The sequence below is a fragment of the Catenovulum agarivorans DS-2 genome, from assembly GCF_000568405.1.
In the GTDB taxonomy this organism is placed as follows: Bacteria; Pseudomonadota; Gammaproteobacteria; order Enterobacterales; family Alteromonadaceae; genus Catenovulum; species Catenovulum agarivorans_A.
In genome coordinates, this window is the sequence record NZ_ARZY01000012.1 from 80,376 (window position 1) to 92,399 (window position 12,024).

A 12,024-nucleotide genomic window follows, 5' to 3' on the forward strand; every position below is an offset into this window, starting at 1 on the left:
GCGCGGGTTTTTTATTAGATTCGCGCCGTTTCCGGGCCTTAAACAAACAGGAGCTAGACTATGTCTGATAGAGTAATAATTTTCGACACAACATTAAGAGACGGCGAACAAGCTTTATCCGCGAGCTTATCTGTTCGTGAGAAATTGCAAATTGCATTGGCCTTGGAAAGATTAGGTGTTGATGTAATGGAAGCAGGTTTCCCTGTTTCTAGCCCAGGTGATTTCGAATCTGTGCAAACCATTGCTAAAAACGTTAAAAATTCAATTGTATGTGGCTTAGCCCGTGCGGTTGAAAAAGACATTGACGCATGTGCACAATCATTAAAAGTTGCAGACCAATTCCGTATCCACACCTTTATTTCAACCTCGACCATTCACGTTGAACAAAAGTTAAAGCGTAGCTTTGACGATGTTTTAGCTATGGGTGTGAACGCGGTTAAGTATGCGCGCAAATTCACTGACGATGTAGAGTTTTCGTGTGAAGATGCTGGTCGAACGCCAATTGACAACTTATGCCGCATGGTAGAAGCAGCCATTAAAGCTGGCGCACGTACCATAAACATTCCTGATACTGTGGGTTATACCATTCCAAGTGAATTTGGTGGCATTATTCAAACCTTGTTCAACCGCGTTCCGAATATCGACCAAGCAACCATATCTGTGCATTGCCATAATGACTTAGGTTTAGCTGTATCTAACTCAATTGCGGCGGTACAAGCTGGTGCACGCCAAATTGAGTGTACTATCAATGGTATTGGTGAACGTGCTGGTAACTGTTCTTTAGAAGAAGTTGCGATGATTTTAAATACGCGCTCGGATATGTTCAGTGCCAACAGCCGCATTAACACCAAAGAGATTTACCACACATCTCGTTTAGTGAGCCAGTTATGTAATATGCCTGTGCAGCCAAATAAAGCCATTGTTGGTGCAAATGCATTTAGCCACAGCTCAGGTATTCACCAAGATGGTGTATTAAAAGCGAAAAACACTTACGAAATCATTACTCCAGAAAGCATTGGTAAGAGTACCAATGACTTAAATATGACTTCGCGCAGCGGTCGCCATGTTATTAAGCACCGTATGCAGCAAATGGGATACACAGATCAAGATTTCAACTTAGACGAGTTATACGCAAGTTTCTTGAAATTAGCTGACCGTAAAGGCCAAGTATTCGACTATGACTTAGAAGCCTTGTTGTATTTCAACAACCAGCAAATGGATAAACAACATTACCAATTAGGCTATTTAGCGGCTGTGTCTGGTACTGACGAAACTGCAACTGCAGGGGTTAAATTAAAAGTTGGCGATGATATAATCTCGGGATCAGCTTTAGGTAACGGCCCAGTTGATGCAACTTATCGCGCCTTGTTAGACATTGTTGAAATGGATTTAGATATTAAAGACTACGTTATTTCAGCAAAAACTGGCGGCGAAGATGCACAAGCACAAGCTGATATTGTTGTTGAATACAAAGGGCAAAAATTCCGCGGCTTTGGTTTATCAACCGATATAGTTGAAGCCTCAGCCCAAGCATTAATAAACGTAATGAATTTGGCCTACCGTGCAGACCAAATTGAATTACAAAAGCAGGCTAAACAAAACGAACAAGCCACGCAGAACTAAAACGAGCAGGAAAATCAGTAATGTCTGAAAACAAAATGAAAATTGCAGTGTTAGCGGGTGACGGCATTGGCCCAGAAGTCATGGCAGAAGCTTTAAAAGTATTAAACGTTGTAGAAAAAAAGTTCAACGTTGAATTTGCTCTAAGCGAGCACGATGTAGGTGGAATCGCTATCGACAACCATGGTAAAGCTTTACCAGATTCAACACTTGCAGCATGTGAAGCAGCTGACGCGATTTTATTCGGTTCAGTTGGTGGTCCTAAATGGGCAAAACTACCACCACAAGAACAACCAGAGCGCGCAGCCCTACTCGGCTTACGTGGTCATTTTGATTTATTCAGTAACTTACGCCCTGCGCGTATTTACCCAGGTTTAGAAGCATTATCACCATTGCGAGAAGATATTGCTAAAAGTGGTTTTGATACTTTAGTGGTCCGTGAATTAACCTCAGGCATTTATTTTGGTAAACCAAAAGGCCGTGAAGGCGAAGGTGAAGAAGAGTATGGTTTTGATACCATGCGCTACACCCGTCGTGAAATTCGTCGTATCGCTGTTATCGCCTTTGAAGCTGCGTTAAAACGCCGTGGCAAAGTATTGTCTATCGACAAAGCCAATGTTTTACAAACCAGTGTTTTATGGCGTGAAGTCGTTGAAGAAGTACATAAAGACTACCCTCAAGTTGAACTTGAGCACATGTACATCGACAACGCGACGATGCAGTTAATTCGTTACCCAAGTCAATTCGACGTGGTGTTATGTGCTAACTTATTTGGTGACATTATTTCTGACGAAAGTGCAATGATCACAGGTTCTATGGGCTTATTGCCTTCAGCGTCGATTAACGAGCAAGGTTTTGGTTTATATGAACCTGCTGGTGGCAGTGCACCCGATATTGCAGGACAAGGCATTGCTAACCCAATCGCACAAATTTTATCTGCAGCTATGATGTTGCGCTTTAGTTTTGGTCGTAACGATATTGCTGATGCAATTGAAGATGCTGTTGTAAAAACACTCAACGACGGCGTTTTAACTGGTGAGCTACTCGCGCCAGAGAAAAAAGACCAAGCGAAAACAACCGCCCAAGTGGGTGATTACATAGCACAGTTAGTGGAGCAAGCGTAACATGGGCAAAACGTTATACGAAAAAATCTACGATGCGCACATAGTGCGTGCCGAAGAAGGTGAAACACCGTTAATTTATATTGATCGCCATTTAGTACACGAAGTCACCTCACCACAAGCATTTTCTGGTTTGCGTGAAAAAAACCGTCCTGTGCGTTGTGTTGACAAAACATTCGCAACTATGGATCACAACGTATCCACTAAATCTATTGCAATTGATGCTGCGGCGCCTATGGCACGTATTCAAATGCAGACTTTACAGCAAAACTGTGAAGAATTTGGCGTACGTTTGTACAGTGTAGGCCATTTAAAACAGGGTATTGTCCATGTAATTGGCCCAGAATTAGGCATTACCTTACCGGGCACAACCATTGTTTGTGGTGACTCACATACCGCAACTCACGGTGCGTTTGGTGCATTAGCTTTTGGTATTGGTACATCTGAAGTTGAACATGTTTTAGCAACACAAACGTTAAAACAAAACCGCTACAAAACCATGAAAGTTGAAGTTAATGGACAATTACCATTTGGTGTAGATGCAAAAGACATTATCTTAGCAATCATTGGCAAAATAGGTATGGACGGCGCTACAGGCCATGTTATGGAATACTGTGGTGATGCGATTGAAGCATTATCCATGGAGCAACGCATGACCATTTGTAACATGAGTATTGAAGCTGGTGCCAAAGCGGGTTTAGTTGCTCCAGACCAAACCACTATCGACTATGTTAAAGGTCGCGAATTTGCACCAACAGGTGCAGCTTGGGATGAAGCAGTTGAATATTGGAAAAACTTAAAATCAGATGCTGACGCTGAGTTTGATACAGTTGTTACATTAAAAGCAGAAGATATTACACCACAAGTGACTTGGGGCACCAACCCTGGTCAAGTAATAGGTGTAAACCAACCTATCCCAGCTCCAGAATCTTTTGAAAACCCAGTTGAACGTGCATCTTGTGAAGCAGCATTAAAATATATGGGCATTGAAGCAGGTCAGGCATTAACTGATTTAGCCGTTGATAAAGTATTTATTGGTTCTTGTACCAATAGCCGTATTGAAGATTTACGTGCAGCAGCAAAAGTTGCTCAAGGGCGTAAAGTGCAAGCTGGCATTGAAGCATTAGTGGTACCAGGCTCAGGCCAAGTGCGCAAACAAGCTGAAGAAGAAGGCTTAGATAAAATCTTTATTGAAGCTGGTTTTGAATGGCGTTTACCTGGTTGTTCAATGTGTTTAGCCATGAATGACGACAAATTAGGTTTTGAAGAGCGTTGTGCATCAACTTCAAACCGTAACTTTGAAGGTCGCCAAGGCCGCGGTGGTCGCACTCACTTAGTCAGCCCAGCAATGGCTGCAGCTGCTGCTGTTTCAGGTCACTTTGTTGATGTACGCACTTTAGTGGAGGGCAAATAATGTCAGGTATTACTCAAATTAAAGGCAAGGTTGCACCGTTAGATAAATCTAACGTGGATACTGACCAAATTATCCCAAAACAGTTTTTACAAAAAGTTGACCGCACTGGTTTTGGTGTGCATTTATTCCATGACTGGCGCTATTTAGACGAAGCTGGTACACAAGACAACCCAGATTTTGCGTTAAACAAAGCGGAATACCAAGGTGCCAACGTGTTGTTATCTCGCGATAACTTTGGTTGTGGTTCAAGCCGTGAACATGCGCCATGGGCAATAAAAGACTATGGTTTTGATGTTGTTGTAGCAAGCAGCTTTGCAGATATCTTTTACGGTAACTGTATGAACAATCAAATTTTGCCAATCAAATTGACTGAAGGCGAAGTTGAGGAGTTGTTCCAAGCAGTCGCAGCCGATGACAATGTCGCGTTTGAAGTTGATTTGCCAGCACAAACCTTAACGGTAAATGGTAAAGCTTATAGCTTCCCAATCAATGATTTCCATAAACACTGTTTAATTAATGGATTAGATTCAATCGGTTGGACGCTGCAATTTGCAGATGACATTACTGCATACGAAAATAAATTACCCAGTTGGTTAAGCTAGTAACCATATCAATGGTAATCAAGTTGAATACGTATTCAACTTTATTGCCTAAACATATCGGTTAAACTTATGCCCTAGGAATTAAATAAAATATAAAAGGCTGCACTGATGTGCGGCCTTTTTTGTTTGCAATTAGACAAAAGCAATCTCAGCGCGTGACCACTTTCACTAAGCTGTAGCATTTATTAGGTGTAATAATTGCATATATCATCTATAAATAAACGTATAAAAAGAACTAACAACCAAAACACAAACAAATGTTTGTGCGGATACGACTATGAACAATACCCATATTTTGAATCGTCTATATCAAGATATCCAAGACATTATTTTAAAAAGACAGCACCCGGTAACTGGGCTACTGCCTGCCAGCACCGCAATTACTACCCATGGCGATTACACTGACGCTTGGGTGCGTGATAACGTATACTCTATTATGAGTGTTTGGGCCTTAGGGCTTGCATACCGACGTATTGGCGAAACTGAACGATCGGATGAGTTGTGCCAATCAACCATCAAATTGATGCGAGGTTTATTGCAGTCAATGATGCGTCAGTCAGATAAGGTTGAAAAATTCAAACATACTTTGCACGCAAAAGATGCATTACATGCTAAATATGACACAGCCACAGGTTTAACTGTGGTTGCTGATGATGCTTGGGGACATCTACAAATTGACGCGACCTCAATCTTTTTGCTGATGATCGCACAAATGTCGGCATCAGGACTGCGTATTGTAAATACCTACGACGAAGTTGATTTCGTGCAAAACCTGATTTACTACATAGCATTCGCATACCGAATTCCTGACTACGGCATTTGGGAGCGTGGTAATAAAATCAATAATGGCAAAACCGAAATCAATGCCAGTTCAGTTGGCATGGCCAAAGCTGCTTTGCAAGCTCTAGATGGCTTTAATTTATTTGGCAAAAATGCTAGCCCAAGAGCGATAGTACACTCAATCCCTGATGGCATTTCTCGCGCTCGTAACACCCTAGCCCGCTTATTACCACGCGAGTCGATTTCAAAAGAAGTAGACAGTGCAATTTTAAGTATTATTGGTTTCCCAGCCTTTGCTGTGGGCGATAAAGCTTTGGTTAAAAAAACTCGAGATAAGATTATTAGTGAACTAGGTGGTAATTATGGCTGCAAGCGTTTTTTATGGGACGGGCACCAAACCGCAGTAGAAGATCACAGCCGTATCCATTATGAGCATAACGAGCTAACCAATTTTAAAGATATTGAATCGGAATGGCCGTTATTTTTTACTTATCTTTATATTCAAGCACTATACGATCGTGACGACGAACAAGCACAATACTATCGCAGTAAGTTAGAGTCGATAATGGTTGAGCAGGATGGAAAAATGCTCATCCCTGAACTCTATTATTTACACAAGGATAATGTAGCAGCGGAGAAAGAAAACCCACATTCACAGCCGCGTGTACCAAATGAAAACTTACCGCTCGTTTGGGCTCAAAGTTTATTTTATACCGGCTTTATGATTGACGAAGGTTTAATTGAGCTAGACGATTTAGACCCATGCAAATTACGTTATCGCTCCACCAGCACAAACGAAACTCAAATTGCAGTGGTGATTTTGGCGGAAAACGAGCAAATAAAACAGCTATTAGCAAACCACGGTGTTATTGCAGAAACGCCAGCTGAAATTGCCCCCATCGGGGTTATGACAGCAAACCAGTTGGTAGAAGCTTACCAACACCTAGGCGAAAACCCTGTGTTAGGTTTATCAGGCCGTCCGCGTCGTAGAATGCAAAGTTTAGCAACCGCTAAAACTTATCAAATAAACAACAACCAGTATTTATGTTTATCATCTGTCCAACAAGACAGCTGCAATTACCGAAATTATGACGCTGAACTAGATTGTGAAATTTTAATCAATGAAATTAATCATATAAACAAACACTGGATAAACAAACAAGCGGCGGTTGTCACCTACATGGTCACCCAATCTATGTGTGAATCAGCACAAACCAAACCTTTGTTTGATACATTGAAAAAGCTCCAACTGCGCAATCAATTTAATAATGTTGGTTATGCATCAGCAGCACTTGCACTGCGGGCTTCATGTAATTGCCAGCTCAATTTACCTAAATTAGTTTTAAACGAAACCGCATTTGAAACAAACCTAAACGTTGGCCAAGACACTTACCCGTTCAACCCTGCAGTATTAAAACCCGAGTTTGCTGCCCAGTTACCAGAATTAGAAAGTAGTGACCAAAATTGCTATCAGCACCTAGTCACTTGGGCTGTTGATCACTCATTAACTTCAGATATTAGCCTAGATAACAGTGTTCAATTTAGACAATTAGTTGAAGCTTGTTACCAAATTGCTCGACACAAGAATTTTTGGCTAACGGCTCGATGGTGTTTTTCGGCATTAGGTAAAGCACATGCTGATTTAGCGGATGATTTATCTCTGCTGTGTTCTCGCAACTTAAGTATTTTAGTTGGCACCAATAACTTGACAGTATTGAGTGGTGATGAATCGTTACTTGATCAAGAAGAGTTACTACATACGCTTGATATTGCAGCTAAAACACCACTAGAACGCACCTTAGTTCAAGAACTATTGGTGATCTTAAGCTATACAATTCGTACCAATACTCAGTTATTTAATGGTGTACGTTCAATTCACTTACACAACATGTTGAGTATGTGCAGTGAAAACAGCAGCAAACAGTGTGCAACTATGGAAACACTTGCGCAACTGTCGCCTCACCAGTTTATGCAAAAGGTCCAATCGATTCTTGAAAACCAACACAGAACATTCGATATCGATGTTAAAGTAAGCTTCTCTAGGCAAGACGGCTCACATGAATACATTGCTGGAACGCATCATGCAATGGACACAGACTGGCTGTTATGGCGTTCTGAACGGGGGTTAATCGCCCGTTTTGATGATGACTTTATCTCAGCTATTTGGCAAAGTTTGGCTTTTTGTAAGGGAATCGTTTTTGCAGATCATGCCAATGACAAAGCCAAACTAGACAGCGAAGTTGTGCGTAGTTCCATGACGCCAGGCGAAGAAAGTTTTGCCGCTTTAGTTGATCAGTTAATTCAAGAAGCTCATCCAGTTTATTACAAAGCAGCACTTGTTGAGGTACTGGCTATCTATCATAATTATTGCCAACAACACGAAGATGTGAAATGCCATGATTATGTTGTGTTAGGCGATATATTAGCCAAAGCAGCTTATAAACTCGTAGAGCTTGAAGGCGAAGACAGTAGCTGTCAAAGCCATTTAGAGCAGCTATTAATGCGCTCACCTGAAACATTACAACATTATGTAACTCAGGTACTGAAAGAACAATTGCCAAACTAACCCTTCGCATATACCCTGATCTGGCTGAAGATATTTCAGCCAGATTTTCCAGCAAAAATGTCAACTTTTGCTATCGTTATTAAGTAAACTCTCAACAATTGGTAGAACATGCAAAAAATAATTCCGCTCAGTGAAGTTAAAGTTGGTATGTATGTAATTGAAGTCACAAAACAAACAGGTCAAGTGGCAGTAAAAACCAGTGGCTGGGTGAAAAAACCTGAAGTTATTCAAGTATTGAGAAAAAAAGGCGTAGTAGAAGTAGCGATAGATCCTGACAAAAGCATTCAAGCTGATAAAGACCAATCTCGTGTTGATATCACGCAACATCGGCAATCGACCGAACGCAAAGACACAATTAAACCAACCAAAGTTGCTTTGGAAATGAAAAAAGCCAAAAAGCTCTATTCTGAAGCGCTCGATTTGCAAAACAAAGTCATCAACGGAATTAAGCAAGGCCATGCACTCGACATTGAGCCGATAAAAGAATTAACCAGCCAATTAATTGATTCAATTTTTCGTAATGAAGAAGCACTAGCGTGCATGACACGCATTCGGGATAAAGATGCCTACCTCTATGAACATTCACTAAATGTCTCAATACTGATGGCGATGTTTGCCAAACATTTGCAGTTTAGCGACAAGGAAATAGAGCAATTAGCGCAAAGTGCATTTTTACACGATATAGGAAAAGTACTGGTACCAGACGAAGTTCTACATAAACCGTCACGATTAACCGAAGACGAGTTTGAAATTATGAAAAAACACGTCGAGTACGGAGTCGAAACGTTACAACAAAGCCAAGGGATCAGTGACGAATGCATCAAAACAGTTAGTTTACATCATGAAAAACTCAATGGCTGTGGTTACCCAAAAGGGTTAGAGGATGAGCACATTACCCAAGCAGGCCGGATGTTAACGATTGTTGATATTTACGATGCTATGACAGCCGAGCGCGTATATAAAAAAGGCATGACACCAAGCGCCGCGTTCAAAATCATGTTATCTATGGCACCGGCTGAAATTGACGCAAACTTGCTGCAACAATTTATTAAATGTATGGGTATTCACCCTGTTGGCACCTTAGTACTGCTAAATAGTGGTAAACTAGCAATTGTAACTCAAGCTAACCGAATCAATCCTCTACAACCTGTAGTAAAAGTCTTTTATAACACCAAACATAAAAGATACTCAGAAATAAAAGATATTGACCTATCAAAAAGCAACTGTACAGAAAGCATAGACAAAGCAGTTAAACCAGAACAATTCGGTATTGAGTTGATGAAGTTTTTTAAAGACGTTTTAAGCAACTAGCCATCTGTGAAACGAATTCGAATAGCGATTGGGCTGCTCTACTTATTCGCTGTAATTCAGCCACCTGTTTATGCTTGGGGCCCGATGGGTCATGCATTAACAGGTGAACTCGCAGAACCATTTTTAACCACAACAGCCAAAGAAAAAATAAAGCGACTACTCGGCAACGAATCCATCGCATACGCCACCACATATTTAGATCGAATGCGCGGCAATAAAAGCGAATTTTGGCAAAAAACCGCTTCACCTTGGCATTATGTCACTGTGCCCGATGGCCAGCTATACTCGCAAAATCAACACGCACCATCAAGAGGTGATGCTTACACCGCGTTAAACCACTACGCCGGTGTTTTAGCTAAGTCAAATAATCCTAAACAACAAAAACTCGCGCTATATTTTATCCTACATTTGGTTGGAGATATTCATCAACCTCTGCACGCTGGTAATGGTAAAGACCGCGGAGGCAATAATTTTCAGGTGTACTTCCAGCACAAAAGAACCAATTTACACAGATTGTGGGACAGCCAAATGTTGTCGCAGCATAAACAAAAACATTGGCATAACAAGCTGTCAGCCCAACTCAATCAATTGCCCTTGGCACAAATTCAAACTTGGCAAGATAGTTCGTCGATTGAATGGATTAATGAAAGTGCGAAAATTCGCCAGCAGATTTATCCGACCGCTGAGCGACAGAATATCGACAGTAAATATGTTTCGGATGCACTTAAAACCACTGAGCTTAGGTTAATGCAAGCCGCAGTTCGGCTTGCACATTTACTCAATACACTGCTGGCTCATTAGTCTTGTTGCTGCTGTTGAGCTTGCCACAAGTTATAATAATGCCCTTTCGCAGCTAATAAATTTGCATGCGTACCCTGCTCAACCAAGTTTCCTTTGTCTAACACAATAATTTTATCCGCATCAACAATAGTCGATAATCTATGCGCAATCACTATGCTAGAGTGTCCTGATGCATATTGATTAAACGCGCGCATTATGGTGCGCTCTGCATTTGAATCTAATGACGAGGTTGCCTCATCAAACACCAAGATGGGAGCATTCTTCAAAATTGCCCTTGCTATCGCTACACGTTGTTTTTCGCCACCGGATAATTTAAGCCCGCGCTCACCCACTTGAGTTTCAAGCCCTTTTGGCAGCGACGCAACAAAGTCAGCTAATGCGGCTAATTCAACCGCAGTAACGACCTCATCTTCAGTAGCATCTTGGCGACCATATCGAATGTTGTTAAACAAGCTATCGTTAAACAACACTGTATCCTGTGGCACTATGCTGATACTTTGCCTAAGTGACTGCAAAGTTGCATCCGCGATATTCTGACCATCAATCAAAATTTGCCCCGAATCAAGATCGTAAAAACGATACAGCAACTTAACCAATGTAGATTTTCCTGAACCACTATGTCCAACTATCGCAATTTTCTCGCCTGGCTCTAAGGTAAATGAAACATCCTTCAAGATGCTGCGATCTTGATTGTAGTTAAAACTCACTTGATTAAATTCGACGTTAGCTTGAGCGACCACCAATGGCTGCGCCTGCGCTTTATCTGTTGTTTTGGGTTGGCGTTTTAACAGCGCAAACATATGCTCAATGTTCGCCAATGAGCCTTTAATTTCCCGATAAACAAAACCCAAAAAGTTCAGTGGCAAAAACAGCTGCATCATAAAAGCATTTACTAATACAAAATCACCGATAGACATTTTGTTTAAACTTACCTGATAGGCAGCCAATATCATCATACTGGCCATCGCAGTTGAAATCACTAATGCTTGGCCAGCATTTAACACAAATAATGATAAACGGTTTTTTCGTTTGGCCACTTCCCAATCAGCCAAAGCGGCGTCGTAGCGCTGAGCTTCGTACGCTTCATTGTTAAAATACTTAACCGTTTCGTAATTCAACAAACTATCAATTGCACGCGTACTGCTACTTGAATCAGCTTTTGCGGCAGCCTTGACGTATTCAGTTCGCCAATCCGTCGCCCAAATAGAAAATCCAACATAACAAACAATCGCAATAACAATAATCAGCGCAAATGGCCAACCATAGTTGATAAAAAACAATCCAACCACAAAAGTTATTTCTAACAAGGTTGGCCCAATATTAAACACCATAAAGCGCATTAAAAAACTAACACCATGTGTACCTCGGTCAATATCTCTAGCAATACCGCCCGTTTGCCGCGTTAAATGAAAATCTATATCCAGCTGGTGTAAGTGCTGAAATACCGCCAAGCCAAGGCGACGCATGGCGCGTTCCGTTACTCGGCCAAACAAGGTATCGCGAACTTCGCCGATTATGGTATTGAGCAATCTAACCGCACCATAAGCTAACAACAAGGCTAATGGCACAGCAGCCCAACCCTCAACCCCATTGTTAGTATTTAATCCATCTACGATATTTTTAAGTACAAAAGGTAAAGTCACGCCAGCAACTTTAGCAAGTATTAAACACAACAAGGCTAATACAATGCGTAATTTAAACTCGGTCAAATAAGGCCAAACTTGCCTGACGACTTGCCAATTAAGCGTTTTGTTGTCGAAGTCATTGTAGTGAGATGGGCGCATGAACAACCTTATGATATTTGAATGT

Annotated in this window: 8 protein-coding genes; 7 read left to right on the forward strand and 1 reads right to left on the reverse strand. The window is 41.3% G+C overall.

Annotated elements, in window-relative coordinates; translation table 11 throughout:
* Nucleotides 1-60: 60 nt before the first annotated feature.
* The 7 genes from leuA (at nt 61) to DS2_RS08245 (ending at nt 10,215) form a co-directional block, all read left to right on the forward strand.
* Nucleotides 61-1,623, forward strand: a complete 1,563-nt coding sequence (gene leuA / locus DS2_RS08215; protein ID WP_035014242.1) for a 2-isopropylmalate synthase — start codon at nt 61-63, stop codon at nt 1,621-1,623.
* Nucleotides 1,624-1,643: 20 nt separating this feature from the next.
* Nucleotides 1,644-2,744 (forward strand): 3-isopropylmalate dehydrogenase, encoded by a 1,101-nt coding sequence (gene leuB / locus DS2_RS08220; RefSeq protein ID WP_035014243.1) that lies wholly within the window; start codon nt 1,644-1,646, stop codon nt 2,742-2,744.
* A gap of 1 nt (nt 2,745) precedes the next feature.
* Nucleotides 2,746-4,155 (forward strand): 3-isopropylmalate dehydratase large subunit, encoded by a 1,410-nt coding sequence (leuC, locus tag DS2_RS08225; protein ID WP_035014244.1) that lies wholly within the window; start codon nt 2,746-2,748, stop codon nt 4,153-4,155.
* Entirely contained in the window at nt 4,155-4,757 is a 603-nt protein-coding gene (leuD, locus tag DS2_RS08230; protein ID WP_035014245.1) for a 3-isopropylmalate dehydratase small subunit, read from the forward strand. Before leuC ends, leuD begins: the two co-directional genes overlap by 1 nt.
* 277 nt (nt 4,758-5,034) lie before the next feature.
* Entirely contained in the window at nt 5,035-8,103 is a 3,069-nt protein-coding gene (locus tag DS2_RS08235) for a glycoside hydrolase family 15 protein (protein ID WP_035014246.1), read from the forward strand.
* Between the two features lie 108 nt (nt 8,104-8,211).
* Complete coding sequence (locus tag DS2_RS08240; protein WP_035014247.1) at nt 8,212-9,414, forward strand: HD-GYP domain-containing protein; 1,203 nt, start codon at nt 8,212-8,214, stop codon at nt 9,412-9,414.
* 6 nt (nt 9,415-9,420) lie between these two features.
* A complete protein-coding gene (locus DS2_RS08245; protein ID WP_035014248.1) occupies nt 9,421-10,215 on the forward strand; it encodes a S1/P1 nuclease in 795 nt (264 codons plus the stop codon).
* Here DS2_RS08245 and DS2_RS08250 read toward each other — a convergent pair.
* Nucleotides 10,212-11,999, reverse strand: a complete 1,788-nt coding sequence (locus tag DS2_RS08250; RefSeq protein WP_035014249.1) for an ABCB family ABC transporter ATP-binding protein/permease — start codon at nt 11,997-11,999, stop codon at nt 10,212-10,214. The two genes, DS2_RS08245 and DS2_RS08250, sit on opposite strands and share 4 nt — an antisense overlap.
* Nucleotides 12,000-12,024: the final 25 nt, after the last annotated feature.

Bases quoted from the DNA above. Each gene is read 5' to 3' on its own strand.
- leuA (WP_035014242.1), top strand. From the start codon at position 61: ATGTCTGATAGAGTAATAATTTTCGACACAACATTAAGAGACGGCGAA.
- leuB (WP_035014243.1), top strand. From the start codon at position 1,644: ATGTCTGAAAACAAAATGAAAATTGCAGTGTTAGCGGGTGACGGCATT.
- leuC (WP_035014244.1), top strand. From the start codon at position 2,746: ATGGGCAAAACGTTATACGAAAAAATCTACGATGCGCACATAGTGCGT.
- leuD (WP_035014245.1), top strand. From the start codon at position 4,155: ATGTCAGGTATTACTCAAATTAAAGGCAAGGTTGCACCGTTAGATAAA.
- DS2_RS08235 (WP_035014246.1), top strand. From the start codon at position 5,035: ATGAACAATACCCATATTTTGAATCGTCTATATCAAGATATCCAAGAC.
- DS2_RS08240 (WP_035014247.1), top strand. From the start codon at position 8,212: ATGCAAAAAATAATTCCGCTCAGTGAAGTTAAAGTTGGTATGTATGTA.
- DS2_RS08250 (WP_035014249.1), bottom strand. From the start codon at position 11,999: ATGCGCCCATCTCACTACAATGACTTCGACAACAAAACGCTTAATTGG.